The sequence below is a fragment of the Oceanicoccus sp. KOV_DT_Chl genome (assembly GCF_900120175.1).
Classification (GTDB): Bacteria; Pseudomonadota; Gammaproteobacteria; order Pseudomonadales; family Dasaniaceae; genus Oceanicoccus.
Genome location: NZ_FQLF01000001.1, coordinates 652,645 through 671,798, shown reverse-complemented (window position 1 = coordinate 671,798; position 19,154 = coordinate 652,645). Strand labels below are relative to the sequence as shown.

Here is a 19,154-nt window from a genome sequence, read left to right as displayed (position 1 = left end):
GACCCTCCCCGTAGCCGGGGGGCAGAGCTACGAAAGACCAAAGGTTCAAATACAACCGACGCTAGTAAAACAATCTGTTGTTGCAGTCTATAAAAAAGTTCGAGCAATCTTGATCGTTAATCGCAACTGGCTACCCACCTTCGCGCACTGCTGTCCGGGATAAACCTGAAACACCATAAATAAGCGAAAGTCATTCTCGTCTTGATCGGGAATGACGAGTCAAAATTGAGTCTCTACCTTATCTCGACACGTTTCGTGCTATTGGTGAAGGCTGAAACTCTATAATGCTAATTTATCCCGAACAGCAGTGCGCCGGCGCAGGAATGACAGTTGCAATAGCTTAATTGGCAAAAACCACATTACCGTATCAATTCAACTAATACCAAACTTGGCCATCTGCTCATCAATTAACAAAGTGCTGTTGTTATTCAAATCAAATTGGTCTTCGGGTTTAAAATAACCCTGCGCAGTTAAACGCGTACCCACGCGATGCATTATCACGGCAAACTGAAAATTACTGAGCAACTCATAATAATCCAGCTCTGCAGCACTATGGCCACTGTGCTGCTCCCATAATGCAGTCATCTTTTGCCTATCGGGTAAGCCATCCACTTTGGGTAAACCCAAACCTTTAGTCAGACTATCATCCAATACAAACCACCAGGATAAATCGTGTACCGGATTACCCAAGTGCACCATCTCCCAATCTAACACTCCAATAATATCGGCACTATTTTCTGCAATCATTAAATTGGGTGGTTTGGCATCTCCCCAACATAATGCCAGCGGCTCATTGCTCGGTTGATTATTTTTCAAGTATGCCAGCACCGGGTGTAATTTAGGAAAAGGACGCCCCAAAATTTCAGCCCAAGCTAGAAAACTCTCATAATAAGCTAACTGCTGTTGCAAAGGCGTCGCAAATGTTTTGTTATCCCACAAGTCAGCAAATCCCAGCGGCTCCCAATCAACCTTGTTAACGGCCCCCATCTGCGCAATGGCATTCTCCCATATAGCACCACACACCTGCGGCGACTCTTGTGTCAACCAGCCTTCCATTTGATAAGGAGGGTTATCGGCCATATAACGGCCATGCAGACGCTCCATAATAAAAAACGGCTTACCAATGACACTGGTATCCATTTCCATCCCGAGCGTAGTCGGCACCTTGACCGGCGTGTTTTGTAAGCGCTGCATCGTGCGGTACTGCAATGGCAGGTCATACTCGGGAAAGATCCCTTCGCCACTGGCCTCCAAGCGGGCTACCAGCGCTTGCGTTTGGCTAGCGCCCTGCTCCGTCCAGCTGATATCAAACAACAAGGTTTCATTCGAGGCTCCCGCCTCTGGACTGGTGAATTCTGAAATCGTTAGCCCCTCGCGCTCAGGGTGCCGGGCTGCCAGCCATTGCTGTAATTTGCCACGCAGTTGTTCTTGTTCTGCCATTAGTGAGATTCCTGTAGTTGTATAGCGCCTATTATTGATTTAAAAACCTAGCCAAAAGCATAGTAATCACTATGATTCTATCAGTGGCAAAATATTACGCCATTACCAATTGGTTAGCTTAGTGCTCATTCACCAATACTATTTTGCCTAACACGGCTGCACTGTCTATTCTCCGGTGCGCCTCTGCCGCCTGATCCAGCGGCAAGCGATCAGCAACCGCCGGCTTTAACTTACCGGCTTTCAATAGACTAAACAAAGCCTGCACATCATCCTTAAATTGTTGCGGGTGCTTTGCCCGGCGGGTATGAATATTGTAAAACACAGAATCTTTGCCATCAGGGAGCAACTTCCATAACAGCATCAACTTGGCAAAACCCAGCAACAAACTAGGCAATTTTTCCTCACCGGTCGTCAACTGCATCGCTCCAAAGGCAACCAATACACCACCGCGCTTTAAACAACTATAGGAACGTGACCAGCTGCTACCCCCAGCGTATCAAAGACCGCATCAACACCACCGGCAGATAATTGCTTAACGCGTTGCTCAACATCTTCACTTTGGTAATCTATATGAGTAGCGCCATAACTTTCCACCAAAGACTTTTTAGCTGCCGATGCAGTACCCAGCATGTGTAAACCCAATTCTTTACCCAATTCCAGCAAAGCCGTGCCTACTGCACCACCAGCAGCATGCACTAAACATTGACTGCCGGGTTTAAGTTCTCGTATGCGCGTAAGCATTTGGTAAGCGGTGGTGTAGGATAAAATCATACACACAGCCTCAGCCGGATCAAGACCGTCAGGGGCTAGCACCACCTGCTCGGCATCAACACACAAGAACTCGGTATAACCGCCAATTACTGGCATGTCGGCTACAAATTGCCCGACGGTTACATTGCTGACATTAGCTCCTACCTTATCCACCACTCCGTACCAGTCATAACCCAGAGTGAAGGGTGGCTTGTCCTTAACATCCACATACTGCCCCTGCCGAATTATTGTATCGGTAAAGCCGGTACCGGCTGCTAACACTTTAACCCTCACCTGGTTATCCGTAGGCTCGGGCAGCTCCGGCTCTAACACGACCTGTAACTTTTCCGGCCCACCAAACGCAGTGATGATGACATGCTGATAAGACATAACAAACTCTCCAAAAAATAGTTGTGCGACTATACAACAGCACCACAATAGATACGCTCGGGTTAAAGCATTGTAATACTCTGCAGCGGGCAAAACAGCATCTGCTATCAACCCCCATCAGCCTGGACTGAGATTATTTCCCTCTATATTGCTTGCCAATAAATGACTAACAAAAACGCATAGGTTCGGCCTTATCGATATTTTGGGATGGCGGTAGACACCTACCCTAAACGTGACGACCTGGTCTGAGACGTGTCACCGTTGTAACTTTGCAGAAATGGAAGCAGACCCTATCAACCGCTCACCCTTTATCTGTACAAGGAAGCGTCAAATTATCACGTTGCCATTAATACTTACCATTCCGATTGTATAAATAGAAACGCTATAGGGAAGATTAAAAATTGATGACCGATAGAACTATGACAGATCGCGGCTCAGGCACGATAAATTCAGGAGGTGGAAATTTACTTGCAGGAATAGAAACGGCGGTCAAATCCCACTCCGGTGTTTACCACTGCATTATTGCTGGGTGACCGATGAAAAATGAAGCAGAAATCAGTCATTGTTACCACAGGTTTTTTTATTAATCCAAATTTGCAGATATTTATTCTGGATAAAATCAATAAAGCCACTGTCACGCATGGCTTTAAGCTCTTTATCAATCAATGGGAGATAGCGGGCAGCCGTACTCTCCTTTTTCACTACAAAATAAAATTCACGATAAAAGTCATGGATCTCAATAGACTGCAAACTATCATTTTTAATAAAGTCACGCTGTAGCAAATGAAATTTATGCGTCCCCATAATAATGTAGTCATAATTACCCAACTCAAGTTGAGTAATAAGCTGATGCTTATCATTGCCTTGATAAACTGCCACATTCCAACCATATTTTTTAATCAACTGCTGGCGGTTTTCTCCCAACTCCATTGCCACACCGTTAAGGCCAGAGACATTTGCCAGATCTTCACTGAATTTACTTTTATGCTTTTTAAGGAAGACAATTGACTCTTTGATCATAGCGACCGGCTCGTTACTAAATAAAAAGTCGCTACCCAGCGAAATCCTTGGCAACGCTTTCAGCGCATCCACTTCACCATTGTTAATTTGTGAAATCACCGTTCGATAGGCACTTTCGCTTACTGGTATCGGTTTATCAAAGGTAATTGCAACCCCCGCTTTCGTAAAAGCTCTTTCCAGCACCACTCGATTGGCCCCGGTTATCTGACCAGAACAGGAGTCCACCCAACTGTGTGGCGGCTCATCGTAGGCAACATTGCCACCAATGATTAACGCTTCACCTGCAACCAAGGTCGGTGACACTACAATGACGCACAGGCTACCAACCAGGACCACCGCCTTTAATGTGTCTTTCAGTAACATTATCTTATTTCTCAATAGTGGGTTAACGCTGGAACCTATAGCCATATTGACGTCAATATTTCCGCAGTATATATCACACTATTACCACTTCACACTTGTCATAGGCCATTATTGATTCTGCTGGGTGCTGACAGAAGCCAATAGATAAATATAATGGAGGATAAAAATGAATGGGGAGCAGGGAAAGAAATGATAGCAGTGAACGCTGTCCAGAACGGGATTAAAAAGCGATTTAATCAACAGCGCAACAATATTTACTAATAAAATCGCCTATCACCTCAATTGACTCTATGTACTACAGGTTGCGAAATAGGCGATTTTCTGCGTGCATACTCTGGCACAGATTTAAATATGTGCCACATTGCCAAGCAGGCCAAGCTAATTAATTTACTTCATAAACCAGCGGCCATACCCTATCCAACCAGTCGCAACCTAACCTCTTGAAACAACAAGCCTGTCATTTTTTCAATCTCTGTAAGAATTTCAGGTTCAACAGAGTGTAAGAAGGTATCATACTGGCGTGCGATATCGGTACTCTCTGAACGGTTACAGTAACGAATTAACGAATTCAGTTCTTGCTCGTTGCTCAAGCGGTATTTTTTGCCGGTTTTAGACGCAACGATGACACTTAAACGATAGAGATGAAAAATGCTGTTTTGAGAAAATACGAGTTTCATAGGGACTTCCTGCTTTCACTACAGTTGAGTAGATAATAAGTATGCATAGGCTCTCATATCAGGTACAGCAAAAATGTCCTTGCAAGGCACCGCGCAGTAGAAAATGGGATAGCACTCACACAACTATCAAAACTGCATCACCTTTAACTGAAGCCTCGTCGTTTTTTGGGCTGGGTTCTTAGGCAATTCATTGTATAGCTCTTCGTTGTTCTCCACGCTGCAATTCTAATCACTAGGCGCAAAGCAGCTAACTATAGCGTCTGGCTTAGGTACAAATATGTGGCTGCTAGCGAGAACCTAAAGTTAACGGGCTGTCCCTGACTGGAGGGATTACGTGCTGTGAACATAAGCCAGGGTATCCTAGCCACACACTGATACTCTTTTACACACCTATCGATGCAGAATTGCAAATAATCATCTTCAATACTACAGTTCTTTACTAAGTTCAGTATAGTAAAGCGATTGTTTGTATTGTGCTGCCAGCAAGGATTCAGGTCATACCCAACCATTACGGACAACTTGTGAGAGTTATATATTATGTATAAAACGATTCTTTGTGCAATTGACGCAACTAGCGAAGGAAAAGAGGTTCTGGCAAAAGCCTCAAAACTCTCCAAGCTTTGTAACAGTAAACTTATCGTGATCCATGTGATTCCCTACTCTATGCTTCCAAGGGATTATCAAAAAGAGTTAACGGAAAAAATCTCTCCCAAAATTGATAAGCTTGCCAGTGCTTTTGGTGTACCCAAAAAGAATCAAATTATTAAGGTGGGTAAGCCTTATGATCACATTTGCATGCTTGCCGAGAAGAGAAAAGCGGATTTAATTATTTTAGGGACACATTCCAAAAAAGGCATTCAAGCACTGCTTGGCTCAACAGCTAATGGCGTGGTGAATTATGCAAAATGTGATGTCTCGCTAGTAAAAATTTGTTGAATCAGTGCATGCGCTGCCAGCGCTTTGGCAGCCTAGTCTTATTAATTAAATAAACACCGCACGAAGCAGCTGATGCAAAAGTGCCCGGAATTTTTCCAGTTGCACATTATCACTAACGTCATACTCGCGCTGCTTGCCTAGCAAATGGCTTTCATTGACATAATGCAGAATTCCTCCGGCTAAAATTTGCAACAAATGCTGTGGCTCAACTGCCGCGACCTCACCTTTTGCCTGCGCCTCACGAATCGTGGTATCCCACAACGCGAGCGCAGTACCGGAGAAGCGGATAGGATCCAAATCGCTAGGATATTGATCCGCGATATTACGCATAATAAGCTGCCCGGCAGTGGGCCGCGACACTTGAAAATCCAACCAACTATCTAAAATCGTGATTAATTTTTGCTGACTATTGTTGATACCACTAAGCCTTTGCTCAGTAAGCTCTATCATCGCTCGATAGACTCGCGCCTCTACGGCTTCATAAAGCTCCTGCTTACTCTTGAAGTAATACACCAATGAAGCCCGCCGAATACCTACAGCTATAGCCACATCTTCTAAACGGGAGGCGGCAAAGCTATGGGTAGCAAATACCTCCTCTGCGGCCTGTAAAATTTTCTCTCTGGTCGCATTCCCGCGATCAGTTCTAGCACTTTCCGTCATCAATCAACCTTTTAAAACCTTAATTTTTTTGGTCCCGAAAGATTACACATTGGCTATTGACAAATCTACCTGCACGGAGGTAGATTTGTCAGCCCTAAATTCTACCTGCGAGAAGGTAGAAAATTAATTAATCAGTAAAGGTGCTGCAACCAATGATAACTAATGACAATACTTATACTAAAAAGCGTTCCAGCAGGGCTGCTACCATAGCGGCAAGTGGACTTATGCTAGCCACCCAAGCAGCCAGCTCAGGCGAAATGGTGCTAGAAGAGCTGGTCGTCACCGCCCAGAAAAAAATAGAATCGGTGCAGAATATCCCGGTCTCTATCGCTGCATTTGGTGCCAGCGGTATCGAGAATAAGGGGATTAACACACTGGTTGACTTGCAAGCCAATGTGCCCAATATGCAACTGACACCCCACCCCAATAGCGCCACTACATCAAGGGTTTATATCCGCGGCGTGGGTAATAGCGACGATCAAATCACCCAAGACCCTAGCGTCGCCGTCTATTTGGATGGTGTTTATATGGCACGCAGTCAAGGCTTGGCAATGGAGGTCGGTGATATTGAGCGGATAGAGGTACTGCGCGGCCCCCAGGGCTCCTTGTACGGCCGTAATGCTACCGGAGGCGCGGTAAATTTCCTCACCCTTAACCCCAATCTCGACGCCGTAGAATTCAAACAAGCGTTGACTGTCGGCAATCGCGACCTGTTTCGTAGCAAAACCAGTTTCAGCACGCCGATCAATGACCAACTGGCGGTAAAACTGTCTTACTTGACCGTTACCAAAGATGGCTTTGTCGACAATCTCGGCACTGGCGAGGATCGCTTTGGCGACCAGGACCGCGAAGCCTACCGTTTTGACTCATTGTGGCAGGCTACTGACAATCTTGGCGTGCGTTATACCTATGACCGTTCCGACATTGACGACACACCTGCCTTTATTCAACCGGTCCCCTTATACCCGCAGACAACCCCGCGCGGTAATGAAGGTAATGCAGCAGTTTCCGAACTCCAGGCCAATGCGGTTATCTCCAGTGGCCACAGCATTAATGTAGAGTGGGAAATCAACGACAGCCTGATAATGCGATCAATTACGGCCTATCGTGAATTGGAAAACTACACCTATCAGGATTATATGACCGGCGTGTACGGGCCCTTCCCTATTTTCATTACTAATACCGACGCTGAGCAGGATCAGCTTTCGCAAGAGCTGCAAATTGTCGGTGACGCCCTGGACACCCGCCTAGAATATATCGCCGGTATCTACTATTTCTATGAACAGGGGGAGAGTACGGATCTGACCACAGTACCAGCGCGCAGAACTATTAGTCACCGCGATGTGGAAACTGAAAATCGCGCCTACGCTCTGTTTGGACAAACCACCTATACCCGGAAATTCTGGATGAGCGTTTGCACGTTACTGTCGGCGCTCGGTGGTCACGGGACGAACGCAACGCAGAGATCGCCGAAACCAGCGAATCTCTGGACACACAAATCGTAACGCCCGGCCAACCTGGTACGGGAGATAATGACTTTAGTAATTTCAGCCCCAGTTTTATCGTCGCGTATGATTATAGTTACGATGTTAACCTCTACGCTAAATTTGTTAGCGGTTATAAAACGGGTGGGTTCAATGTGCGCGCAAGCAGTATCGCCAATTTTGAAGCGGGCTTTGACCCTGAAGAATTAGTGTCTTATGAAATCGGCGCCAAAACAACCTGGTGGGATAACCGCTTACGCATTAACGCCGCACTGTTTCAAGCTGATTACGATGATATTCAAATCAATGTGCAATCAGACATTAACGACCCCTCTATCACCGACGTATTAAATGCTGGTAAAGCCAAAATGGCGGGAGCTGAACTGGAAGTCACCGCACTGCTAGTCGAAGGCTTAACCGCAAACCTGAATTACGGTTATACCGATGCCGACTATGAAGAAATCATCGACGCGACTGGTCAGGATATTGCTGATGATTTTCGCTTTACGAATATTCCTAAACACAGTTACAACCTCGATCTGGAATACCAATTTCCGGAATTGTCTATAGGTGACCTGGTAGCAACTATTGGGTACAGCTGGCAGGACGAGAAATTTTCTGGCTCCAGCATCAACCCCGATACCTATATCACCGATGACTACGGCATGCTGAATGCGCGACTTAGCTTATCTAATATTGCCATGCCACAAGGAGATCTACGGATAGCTGCCTGGGGACGCAATCTGGAAGATGAAGAATATTACATCGCGCATTTTAATGCCGGTGTACCTGGCGCAATGTTCGGTGAGCCACGTAGTTACGGTGTAGATATTGTGTATGAGTTTTAATTACATCAGCTGTACATAAGGTCTCATTTAATCGTACAGTCTTTCTGTCCCGCACACGGCAATCACAACGTGTGCCGGGACTTTTTTAAACAACGTTATTACCGCAGCATTAGGATTAGCCCCTATGAATTCAATAGTATCCAGCCCAAACTCCCCGGTGATTATCACTGGCGGGGCATCCGGTATCGGTTTAGCATGCGCCCAGGCACTCGCAGACGTTGGCCGCCCTGTTGCTATTTGGGATTTGGATAGTGAAAAAGTCAACAGCATAGCCAGCAGTATCAAAACCAACACCGGCGTCAACACTTTCGGCTTGGCCGTAGACGTTGCCGACCTCGCACAAATTGAAAAAGGCATCGCGCTTAGCCAAGAGCATTTGGGAACATTTGGCGGACTGGTGCACGCCGCAGGTATAGCTGGTGTTTGTCCGTTAGAACAACTTACTGAAGCAACATGGAACACCGTACTGGATATTAATTTAAGAAGCTGGCCGTTTCTTATTAAAGCTCTACTCAGCGACCTGAAAAAAACAACTGGCGCCAGCGTGGTTAGTATATCCTCGATAAACGCCACCTTAGGTAACGCCTTGAATCCCAGCTACAGTGCATCAAAAGCGGGAATGCTGGGTATTAATAGAGCGCTGGCCGATGATCTGGCCCGCTACAACATTCGAATTAACGCCGTCTCTCCCGGTCAAATTTTAACCCCAATGATTCAACAAGCGATTGATCATGACAGTAGTATCCAACAAGCTTTTGAGCAGCGTATCTTGATGGGGCGCCTGGGCAAGCCCAGAGAAGTCGCTACTGCGGTTAGATTTTTATTGTCTGATGAAGCGAGCTATATCACAGGCACGGAACTGGTGGTTGATGGCGGTAATATTTCTTCGCAACGCTAATGCCAAGGCAGAATACCGTTATTCAGGAGGCTTGGCTGCGCTCCGAGAGCAAACAAAAATCCTTATGATTAACTACATGCTCGGCAAAACCTGCACCCGCCTCCGAGTAAAAATTAAATGCAATAACGCCCAATGCTTTTAATTCTTCAAGATTGTCATCAAATTTAGCCACCGCAGCAATAACTCCGTCATAGCCAGACTCTCTCAATAGATTGGTCACCAGCACAGTTTCACGATGATTACTTAACGCCAGAAAGATCTGCTTTACCTGACTGATAGACAGGCGCTGCCATAAATCACGATCACTGGCATCACCGACTAACACCCGTCTACCTACCTTGGTATGTTCTTTAACTTTAACTAAACTCTCTTCAAAACCAACCAGTGTATCGTTATATCCCGCATGTAAATAATCATATACACCGGTACCCAAACGCCCCATTCCCATTACCAGAATTTCAGCGTTACCAATATCAATTGGGCGCTGCTCAGCTACACGACTGCTGGTTTCAAAATGCTGTAGCTGCTTGGTTAAACCCGCATACAACTTATCGCTTTGCACATTAATCAAAGAACTTAAAATAAAACTTAATGATAATGAAAGCGCTAATATTACTACCCATGTGTCAGGCAATACGCCTTGCTGCATGGCAATAGCAAGCACAATGAGGCCGAATTCGCTGTAATGATTAAGTGCGAGCGCACCAAAAAAAGAGGTTTGTGCACGCAATTTAAAGCGGGTAAACAACACAAAAAACAACGTGGGCTTCAACACAACAAACACCAATAGCATCAAGGCCATCAACCACGCGTCGCCAGAGGGAAGTCCATACTGGCCAATCGACAAGAAAAATCCAATCAGCAAGACATCCTTGATCGTCAATAACGATTTAGCTAATTCCTTGCCTTTATCCGAACTGGCCAATACTGCACCAATAAACAACGCACCTAAATCACCTTTTAAACCTACAGCCTCAAACAAACCGTAGCCAGCATAGGCAATGGCAAATCCGGCAAGCACCAACAGTTCTGAGTGCCCACAACGACGTAAAAGATCAACCAACAAACTTTTAGCTGGAATTAGCAGTAACACTAATGGCGCGAACATTGAGGGTGTGGTTCCGGAAATCATCGATAAATATGCGACAGCAAATATATCCTGCATAACCAATACGCCAATCGCCGCCTTACCATGCAAGGAAGCCATCTCACCACGGTTCTCCAGCACTTTCACGGCAAACACGGTAGAAGAAAAGCTCAAAGCAAAGCCAATAGTTAAACTCTGCTCCATACTTAAACCGGCTACCAATGCCCATCCCATGCTTTTAAGTGCAAACAGTAAAGCGAAGCACAGTACGATCAACAACGACATATGAATACAGGTCACCGCCCATACAAAAGGTCGTAACAGCGTTTGTAATTGTAATTTCAAGCCAATACAGAACAACAGTAACGTAACGCCAATGCTTACCAGTGGTTTGAAATCAATTTCAGTGATCTCTGGCCAAAATTGCTGCAGCGGGATTAAGGTAAACCCTGCGACCAAAAAGCCGACCATGGGAGGCAGGTTAACGCCTCGCGCCAGCACGCCTGCCAGCAACGCTAATATGACTACAATTACTTCAACCACAGAAAGCCAGCTCCAAAAACATTATTAATATTTCAAAGCACACTACACTATCTCTCAGGCTATGCAAAAAATATTTACTACTCTCCCTGAAACTGGAATATTAGAATAGATGCACTACTCCGAGAATACTCAGCAATGACAGATAATCAGTACGAAGTAGTCGTGATAGGCGGCGGCATTCACGGCGCAGGTGTTGCACAAGCTGCCGCTGCCGCGGGTTATAAAACGCTTATTATAGAGCACCAATATTGGGCAGCAGGGACTTCCAGTCGCTCCAGCAAATTATTACATGGTGGCTTGCGGTATCTTGAAACAGCGCAACTGGGGCTGGTCAGAGAAAGCCTGCAAGAACGCAACCGGCTATTACGACTGGCACCATCATTAGCGCATCCTTTGCGTTTTCATATACCGGTATACTCAACAACTACACGTAGGCCCTGGCAACTATTTTTTGGTTTAACACTCTATGCCATCCTTTCAGGGTTTACTTCAATGTCACGGTTTAGCTGGAGCACCCCGCCCCCGCCTGGTTTAAAAAAGAAAGGACTAAAATCGCTATTTAGTTACAGTGACGGCCAGACAAATGATACGCAGCTAACACAGGCGGTTGTAGATTCAGCGCAAGCACTAGGCGCGCAAACTTGCTGCCCGGCAACAGTGACTGGAATTGAAAAGTACAGTGATGGTTACCAACTAATGATAAAGGAAGGCGAAGTCCTTAACCAAATCCAGAGCAGCTTTGTGGTCAACTGTAGCGGCCCATGGGTCAATCAAGTACTAACATCCGTTACCCCTTCGACTGAACAGCTAGCATGCGAACTGGTTAAAGGTAGCCATTTAATTTTACGCGAAAGAATATCAACAGACGCTTTTTATCTAGAATCGCCACAGGATCAACGCGCTATTTTTTTACTGCCCTGGGGTGAACATAGCTTGCTGGGCACCACTGAACAAAACTTTAACGGCGATCCAAAAACTGTGGCGGTATCTGAGCAGGAACGGGAATATCTATTAACCACTGTGCGCTATTATTTTCCAGACAATAGCTTCACCGTTATCGATGAATTTGCTGGTATACGGGTACTACCCATTGGAAGGTCACCCGCGTTTTCTCGTCCTCGGGAATGTATTCTGCACACTGACAGTCACCACCCTTGTTTACTAAGCTTATATGGTGGCAAGTTGACCACCTATCGCCATACTGCTGAAAAAGTCATTACCATCATTAAGGCACAACTAGGAAAACGGACGGCAGTTGCCGATACTAAAAGTTTGCACCTGGTATAACATAGCCAAAGTCCTAAACGCTTAAAATGATAAGACAGCGTTCATCCTAAACAGAGTACTGTGGTATTGACAAAAAATAGCTGACAAACTCACAACTAACACCAACCTCAATGAGTGTATTTAGATACTTAAAGCAGGCAGCGATACTAAGATACCAAGGTCGGCCTGGCTTTGTTAAGAATCACTGTAGCAATCAAAATTATTGTAATACACCTTCAATTAATACATTCCTACCTCGAGCTTCACGCGCTGGAACACCATTATTAATAGTCCTCCAACTGGATGCTTCAGTCGATCTAAAAGCTCCACCATTACCTCTGGTTGTGGACGCAGAGTCTCTTTCAACTGGCCATAAGAAACCAATATTTTCTGTTTCAGGATCAATTATCGAAAGCCAGTAATCGCCTGGGGTAAGAGTAAAGATAGTACTGTCTTGAAATGAAAACTCGTAGACTGAACCAAATGCTGAAGAACCTAACAGGGAGGCGCTCGCCAAAACAACCGCCTCTGCCACCGGGCTATCAGAAGGGAGTATATCGCCAGAGTGAACCCTGACAATAAATGTTGCCACTTGTCCATCAAGCGTTGAACTATTTTGTGCAATGCCAGCCCAGCTTATAGCATTGATAATAGTACCGCTATCAATTGAAAAATAACTTGAGTATTGCTCTCCAGATACACTACTAACGTTATAAACATTCCCTTCAGACCCATCAATGGGGTCATAATTATCTAAAATAATATATCTATCGTTTTCTTCTGCCGTGACAGTCTCTTCAGCCTCGTTCTCAGTAGGAGCGGCAACTGGTTCATTGCCACCACCGCCGCCACCGCCACCGCCACAACCTGTAAGACTGAATAAAGTAATGGCTGTGAATACTGCAGTTAATTTAAGGAACATCGATACTTCTCCTAATTTTAGTGATTATTATAAATTCTATGAAACAAATACTGGCAACAATGACTACGAGCAAAGACTCAAGCGCATGCATACACGCCTGGTGCCTGCTTTCGAATGGACCTCAATGAAATTAATATTTACTGGGCATGGATCATCACAGGTAATTACGCATGGCCACCTTGAATACAATGCGAACTAAACAACGAGAACAATCACGCTATAGCGTTTATGAAGGCTACACATTCGCCGCATTTGACCACGGCATGATGTTAATAACGATTACATCAAAATTACTTTTTCGCATCTTCAGCTGCAAATTCTGCATAAGCTTGCGCTGTACCTTCGGCCATTTTATCGCCATCAAAAGGAATCGACATTTCCGGCGTAAACTCCAGTACGATTCGCTCCGGGGTATCAAGAAAACGAATAAACATAGCCGGATCAATACCACTAGTGAATGCATTATCTTTATCCTGGCGAGCTTCTTGTTGCATACCCGCAGCAAGTAACCCGTACATCCATAATTTCGTCTTCTGATCATCATGTATTACCGTATGCCCTTTATAGGTGACAGTTTTACCGCCACCCATTGGCGTGCCTTTACTGGTAATAACAATCGATGAACGCCCATCTCTGGCGATCGCTTTGATTCGAACTCGCTCTCGGGTCGCAGTCATCCAGATTTTGCCATCAACCGGAACGTAGGCAGTAGTAACCCCAAGAGGATGCCCTGCTTTATTTGCCCAGATAAAAGTACACTCACCACCACTATTAACTAATTCCTGCTCACGGTCAGGGTCTAATCGATAGCGTTTAACGTCATCATAATTTACAGCTTGTTCTGTCATAGTAATCTCGATATATATTGTTGTTAACTGAGGTATCAGCCATTCCAGGCAAGGAGCATAGGCTGGCACCACTAGTTTGATAAGAATTCAGCAATTTATGGCAAGGATCCCATCAATGCAACCGTCAAAAGTTCTATTAAGGCCAGTAGCAACCAAAGCTGTTCGGTGCGTAAAAACTACTCAATTTTAATGCAACGCCTACTGGCTAATAAAACTAAGCTGTTATCAACTGCGACCAAAGGGAACCAATGGCTGCCCGCAACTCTTCTAACACCGCACGCTTACCGCTCAGTTGTAATGACCTGACCAACTGATCCAATGTACGCCCTTGTAATACACACTCAATCAATATTCGTCGCTGCAATGTAGACAAGTTTACGCCCCACCCCTCACCTACAATCGAAACACATAGCAACTTCAGCAGCGCTGGTAAACACATATCATATTGCCGGTAACCTTTGGCAAATGCTTCGACATCCATCCAATCCTGCTGGTCGAGTACCATGCCGCTATCCAGCCCGCGTAGTAACTGCTCTACGACAGTAAAATCTACCGTGTTAAATCCTCTGGCTAGCAATAATGGAAACTGCTTACCAAAACGATCACGAAGATTCAGTAGCATGCTCTGGGCATCCTCCGACAACGCAGATAACACCAGCGCCGAGTGGCAACCGCTACTCGCGTCGCGGCTCACACCCAAGCGCACTGGCACACAACCAACACTGTGCCAAAACGCTAATACATCAGCAGTAGCAGAAAAGCTTGAACCGATAAAATCCACCCCGGCGTTACGCGTATGATCAATCATTGCGTTAAGTAATTGCCGGCCAATACCTTGACGTTGCGCCTGCGGATGCACAGCAATACGCATAACCCGCTGATAAGTCATTTGCGCGGCCTGCGGAAAACCGGCATGTACAGAGAGGCTTTGCGCTAATAAATGCCCTCGTGGCCGACGCGCTCCTTGATAAACTGCCTGCGACAAGGCTTCTTCAAAACCGCCTTCACGAGCTAACAGCGCTGCCGCTACAATATGTCCTCGAAAACGGCTAACCCAAATCGAAATGTTAGGGCCATCCAATAAATTTCTTAAATCATTGGGCGTTGTTTGGTAATGAGCCTGAACTAATAAACCAAATAATTCGTTTAAACTCTGATGATCAGTAAGCAAATCATCGCGGTTGATTGGCTCAATAACACATCGTTGAGGTACTAACCCCGCCAGCGCCGTTAACGGCACAGCTTGCGCATTTAATAGCAACGCCTCAAATAAAAATTGTTCCAGCGGATCATCCTGCGCCCAGCGTATCGGCTGATTCAACTCTAACGCTTTCCATTGCGGGCGAAGCTCGGTCAACGTTTGCTTGAATCGAATATCAAAGCCCCTGCCTGTTCCTTCATAGCCATGAACTGTGGTTGCAAAAACCACTCGATTATAGTGCCGTAACATGGCTTCAAGCATGGCTGCCGGAATAGCCGCAGCTTCATCTACTAACAATAAATCGGTATTGGGCTTATTGCTGATGAGTTCATCAGGGCGGCGAAAATCAATTGAGACTGATGATAATTAATACTGTTTTTATTCGCTGAATCGACACCAAGCAACCTGGAGACTTGATCAAACAGTGCCACCACCGACTGACGACTGGGGGCAGTAACAGTAATGGTTTGAATGCCCTGTTCTAATAATTCTGCAGCGGCAATTCCTAGAGCTGAAGATTTACCACGACCACGGTCGGAGCTAATCACTAGTGGCCGCCGACTGTGCCCTCGTTGAACACTCATGATTGCAGCCACTGCCTGACTTTGATCGGCAGTTAAACAATGATCGGGGGATGCTATAAGGGGAGAAGCCGTCTTAACGGGAATTTTTTGCTGTGGTACTGCCTGTCCCTGCTCAATTAATAGCAACGCTTTATCCGTCGCAATATAGTGCTGTAAACGCGCTAAAAAACGCGCATTAATGTGTTCAAGGGTATAGGGATAAACTAATAAACGCTGGTACTGTGGATCAAGGAAGGCTGTTAATGAGGATAATGTGGGTAGCAGCAATATGAATAAACCCCCACCAGCAATAGCACCGCTGCTAGCAGCCAGGGCATCAGCATCAATACCGGACCAACCATCATAAATCAGTAATTCCACTTCCTGACCGAGTAACTGTCTGGCTTTGGATGAGGGCATTGATTGCAGCTGCGGCAGGTTTGGTTGTTCGCCTATCCAGACCAATTTTGAAGAGACTATAGTTTCTGCGGCTTCCGCTAAATACTCAGCGATCACCGCAGATGACCACTCTTTATCGCCAGCAAGCACTAGTAAACGCCGTTGGCGACTGACTTCAGCGGCGGATTTTAATAATTGTATAGCCGATACTATCGCAGCGTTATCTGGCAAGATTGTCACTTAATCCATAGTTCGTTGGTGAACGCAAGATTAACAACCCCGACTCAATCCCGCCAGCCTAATTGCCGCGCTTTTCAATTACCAACAGCAAAGCACCCACATCAACACCAAACTTGCTCATTCTGGATTCATTCAGCAGCACTGTCGGCGACACTAAATACATACGATCATCAATGGTGATATCAATTGTTCCATCGTTATAGGGCACTCGTAACACATACTCCAGAAACATACTGTTCCCGGCGACAGCAACTACTGACTCCCCACCACATCACCGGCGGTACCAATATAACGATTATTACCAGCAGGCGTTAAAGTCCATACCCGACGCTGCTGCTCACCATCATCAAAACAAAATCCTCTTCCAGAGTACCCACCCCATCCTGCCAATAGGCTTTTATATCGGCATTAAACGTGCGAATCACTTTGCCGGACCTATCCTTAACTACACCATGAGCTGTTAATTGCCCATCAAAAAATTGTTCTGCGCTTAACACCGGCCGCATTGATTCATAGTCAGAGACTGTTACCGAAGAGCAGGCGGCTAGCAATGCGACAACCATTACATAGCAAGTAAGACTTAATTTATTCATCACAATAATGACCCAACGTTATTAAACATAAAAACTATACGTCGCAGCTCGCGAAGATGGATTGCTAGGCAGCAGATTGATCCAGATACAAGACAACCAACATCGTCGCCAATATAAGCACCGTCAGAATCCAACGAGCACGGATACAATGCTTGCAGGGTGGCTTTTTTGCAACCCCTCGATATTTGGATGTACTCATGAGTATCCCTCAATGAACACCAACATATTTGCCCACTGCCAATCTCTGGCAGCTGCAATCATTGCTGATAATAGTTAACCGTAAACTCCGATAGGTCTAATCCTGACTTATACTTTAATAATTTCAGCATACAACTCAGGCCTGCGTCCTTGTTGTAAGTCAAAACCAATCAAGTCCTTATTCCTTGAACGCTCAGGATAAACAGTTTTACTGATATAACAGTCGCGATCATAGGGCGCCTCAACTGGCCAAATAGGGTTCAAGTCCCTAGCCCGTAAAGGGATTGATTTTGACATCGGGTTTATTAATCCACCGCGCTTAATCGCTGCATCAAACCGTGAGGCAGATAAAATACTCACACGGTTTTCAGCGGCCCGCTCCGGCATCGACAAACGCGGCTCCCAATCAAAGTTCCAGGCAGTGGGGTGTAAAATAATTTCTGCTCCCTTTCTGGCCAGCACGGTAGCGACTTCAGGGAATACTGCATCATAGCCGAGCATAAAACCTACTCGCCCGATTGCTGTATCAAATACAGGCAAATCATCACCGGCGCTGCACCAGACGCGATAACTTTGTGGTATATGGGTTTGCTGGTAACTGCCAATAACCTTACCTTGATCACTGATTAGTATCGCCGTGTGTTTTGCGCCATCATCCTCGGTGACGATCGATGCGGCGACATAGACGCCTAATTTTTTACAGTGCTGCATAAGCTCAGCTTGAAAATCAGCAGATAACTCCAGCGCCTCAGCCGTATGGTTAGGTATCCAGCCACGATCAAAAATGCACAATTCCGGCAGCACAATTAAACGGCTATCATTTTGCGCGGCATCGGCAATCAAATCCAAAGCTCGATCCATATTGTCCCTGACCGGACGATCACTGCGCATTTGCACAATAGCACTTTCAATTGGTGGTTTAGCACTGCCCTCAAAAGTAAACGCCGGCCCGGCTACCGCGGCATATAATTCAGGTCGCCGATCAGTAATTAAATGTCCATCCAACCAGCTTTTATTATCTGCGTCAGCAACATCAATGTCCGCAAAAATCAACCCGGCCTGGTGGGTTTCAAATTGCGCCAATGACTGGCCTTGTGGATCGTATATGCAATTTTCACCCAAGGCGGTGATTAAATGTTTAGGGATACCGACTTGATCCGCCAGCGGCTCTACCACTTCATCAACACAAATATAGCCGACCTTACCTGACGCAATCACCCAGACATGATTTTCTGCAGCACGCACTGGAATATGAAAATAAGGTTCATCCAATGCGCAGGAATTGTGGCTATTGGTAATAATTTGAGCGCCTCTTAAGGCTAAATTCCTTGCCGCCTCTGGTGGGACTCCTTCGAGACAAGACATCATCCCGATACGACCAATGTCAGTTTCAAAAACCTGCCCTTCTTGAGTAGCCCTCGCTAAGTTTTCAGCCTCGCCACCCATTAATATTTGCTTGTCATTGCTACCGATCAATCCACCATCAGCGCCAATGAGAAAATTACGAATATACACTGTGGGCGCTTGCTCGCCTCGAAAGGTACTGTTAAACACCACAAAGATCTTTCGTTGCTTGGCTTTCGCCTGAATCGCCTTTAAATAATCACTGCCATCGGTCAGTGCCACCTGCCAGGCATGGTCTTTATCACCATAAAAACTGGTATGGTTACCAAACTCTGGCCCCACCACAAGCTTCGCACCACCATCCGCAGCATCATCAATCAATTGCAACCAAGTAGCGAGATTGGCGCCCACATCATTACCGGTACGAAACTGGGTGCTTGCCACACGTAACTTTGCCATAAGAAATCCTGTATCTATTCAACTG

At 45.7% G+C, this 19,154-nt stretch carries 18 protein-coding genes and 1 pseudogene; 5 read left to right on the top strand and 14 right to left on the bottom strand.

The window, feature by feature from the left end:
• Positions 1–372: 372 nt before the first annotated feature.
• The 5 genes from UNITIG_RS03055 to UNITIG_RS03040 form a co-directional block, all read right to left on the bottom strand.
• Entirely contained in the window at positions 373–1,440 is a 1,068-nt protein-coding gene (locus UNITIG_RS03055) for a phosphotransferase family protein (RefSeq protein ID WP_101757037.1), read from the bottom strand.
• A 118-nt stretch (positions 1,441–1,558) separates the two neighbouring features.
• Positions 1,559–1,879 carry a zinc-binding dehydrogenase gene (locus tag UNITIG_RS23970; RefSeq protein ID WP_235015229.1) on the bottom strand — a complete coding sequence of 107 codons (321 nt, stop codon included), beginning with the start codon at positions 1,877–1,879 and terminating at the stop codon, positions 1,559–1,561.
• A 14-nt stretch (positions 1,880–1,893) separates the two neighbouring features.
• The gene (locus UNITIG_RS03050) at positions 1,894–2,580 is read right to left on the bottom strand and encodes an alcohol dehydrogenase catalytic domain-containing protein (protein ID WP_235015228.1); all 687 of its coding nucleotides are present in this window, start codon (positions 2,578–2,580) and stop codon (positions 1,894–1,896) included.
• A 555-nt stretch (positions 2,581–3,135) separates the two neighbouring features.
• Positions 3,136–3,963 (bottom strand): ABC transporter substrate-binding protein, encoded by an 828-nt coding sequence (locus UNITIG_RS03045; RefSeq protein WP_159931063.1) that lies wholly within the window; start codon positions 3,961–3,963, stop codon positions 3,136–3,138.
• Between the two features lie 413 nt (positions 3,964–4,376).
• Entirely contained in the window at positions 4,377–4,640 is a 264-nt protein-coding gene (locus UNITIG_RS03040) for a hypothetical protein (RefSeq protein WP_101757035.1), read from the bottom strand.
• A gap of 537 nt (positions 4,641–5,177) precedes the next feature.
• Between UNITIG_RS03040 and UNITIG_RS03035 the strand changes: the two genes are divergently transcribed.
• The gene (locus UNITIG_RS03035; RefSeq protein ID WP_101757034.1) at positions 5,178–5,576 is read left to right on the top strand and encodes a universal stress protein; all 399 of its coding nucleotides are present in this window, start codon (positions 5,178–5,180) and stop codon (positions 5,574–5,576) included.
• 45 nt (positions 5,577–5,621) lie between these two features.
• Here the strand turns inward: UNITIG_RS03035 and UNITIG_RS03030 are convergent, their stop codons facing one another.
• Complete coding sequence (locus UNITIG_RS03030) at positions 5,622–6,236, bottom strand: TetR/AcrR family transcriptional regulator (RefSeq protein WP_101757033.1); 615 nt, start codon at positions 6,234–6,236, stop codon at positions 5,622–5,624.
• A gap of 224 nt (positions 6,237–6,460) precedes the next feature.
• Here UNITIG_RS03030 and UNITIG_RS23335 point away from each other — a divergent pair, with 224 nt between their 5' ends.
• The 3 genes from UNITIG_RS23335 to UNITIG_RS03020 all read left to right on the top strand — a co-directional run bounded on the left by UNITIG_RS23335 (position 6,461) and on the right by UNITIG_RS03020 (position 9,466).
• Positions 6,461–7,741 carry a TonB-dependent receptor gene (locus tag UNITIG_RS23335; RefSeq protein ID WP_200821157.1) on the top strand — a complete coding sequence of 427 codons (1,281 nt, stop codon included), beginning with the start codon at positions 6,461–6,463 and terminating at the stop codon, positions 7,739–7,741.
• A complete protein-coding gene (locus UNITIG_RS23330) occupies positions 7,651–8,568 on the top strand; it encodes a TonB-dependent receptor (RefSeq protein WP_200821156.1) in 918 nt (305 codons plus the stop codon). Before UNITIG_RS23335 ends, UNITIG_RS23330 begins: the two co-directional genes overlap by 91 nt.
• Positions 8,569–8,692: 124 nt before the next feature.
• A complete protein-coding gene (locus UNITIG_RS03020; RefSeq protein ID WP_101757032.1) occupies positions 8,693–9,466 on the top strand; it encodes an SDR family NAD(P)-dependent oxidoreductase in 774 nt (257 codons plus the stop codon).
• A gap of 22 nt (positions 9,467–9,488) precedes the next feature.
• Here the strand turns inward: UNITIG_RS03020 and UNITIG_RS03015 are convergent, their stop codons facing one another.
• Positions 9,489–11,096, bottom strand: coding sequence for a cation:proton antiporter family protein (locus UNITIG_RS03015; RefSeq protein WP_101757031.1), 1,608 nt, complete (start codon positions 11,094–11,096; stop codon positions 9,489–9,491).
• 135 nt (positions 11,097–11,231) lie between these two features.
• Between UNITIG_RS03015 and UNITIG_RS03010 the strand changes: the two genes are divergently transcribed.
• Positions 11,232–12,383 carry a glycerol-3-phosphate dehydrogenase/oxidase gene (locus UNITIG_RS03010; RefSeq protein ID WP_101757030.1) on the top strand — a complete coding sequence of 384 codons (1,152 nt, stop codon included), beginning with the start codon at positions 11,232–11,234 and terminating at the stop codon, positions 12,381–12,383.
• Between the two features lie 199 nt (positions 12,384–12,582).
• Here the strand turns inward: UNITIG_RS03010 and UNITIG_RS03005 are convergent, their stop codons facing one another.
• The 7 genes and pseudogenes from UNITIG_RS03005 to UNITIG_RS02980 all read right to left on the bottom strand — a co-directional run bounded on the left by UNITIG_RS03005 (position 12,583) and on the right by UNITIG_RS02980 (position 19,129).
• Entirely contained in the window at positions 12,583–13,284 is a 702-nt protein-coding gene (locus tag UNITIG_RS03005; RefSeq protein WP_101757029.1) for a hypothetical protein, read from the bottom strand.
• A 290-nt stretch (positions 13,285–13,574) separates the two neighbouring features.
• Entirely contained in the window at positions 13,575–14,132 is a 558-nt protein-coding gene (locus tag UNITIG_RS03000; RefSeq protein WP_235015227.1) for a hypothetical protein, read from the bottom strand.
• A 214-nt stretch (positions 14,133–14,346) separates the two neighbouring features.
• Positions 14,347–15,630 (bottom strand): GNAT family N-acetyltransferase, encoded by a 1,284-nt coding sequence (locus UNITIG_RS24890; protein ID WP_101757028.1) that lies wholly within the window; start codon positions 15,628–15,630, stop codon positions 14,347–14,349.
• Positions 15,624–16,526 carry a tRNA(Met) cytidine acetyltransferase TmcA domain-containing protein gene (locus UNITIG_RS24885; RefSeq protein WP_101757027.1) on the bottom strand — a complete coding sequence of 301 codons (903 nt, stop codon included), beginning with the start codon at positions 16,524–16,526 and terminating at the stop codon, positions 15,624–15,626. Before UNITIG_RS24885 ends, UNITIG_RS24890 begins: the two co-directional genes overlap by 7 nt.
• Positions 16,527–16,593: 67 nt before the next feature.
• Positions 16,594–17,041: pseudogene (locus tag UNITIG_RS02985) on the bottom strand (DUF3833 domain-containing protein).
• A gap of 151 nt (positions 17,042–17,192) precedes the next feature.
• The gene (locus UNITIG_RS24880; protein ID WP_255399424.1) at positions 17,193–17,327 is read right to left on the bottom strand and encodes a hypothetical protein; all 135 of its coding nucleotides are present in this window, start codon (positions 17,325–17,327) and stop codon (positions 17,193–17,195) included.
• 107 nt (positions 17,328–17,434) lie between these two features.
• Positions 17,435–19,129: a carbon-nitrogen hydrolase family protein gene (locus tag UNITIG_RS02980; protein WP_101757026.1), complete on the bottom strand. Its 1,695-nt coding sequence runs from the start codon at positions 19,127–19,129 to the stop codon at positions 17,435–17,437.
• Between the last annotated feature and the right edge of the window lie 25 nt (positions 19,130–19,154).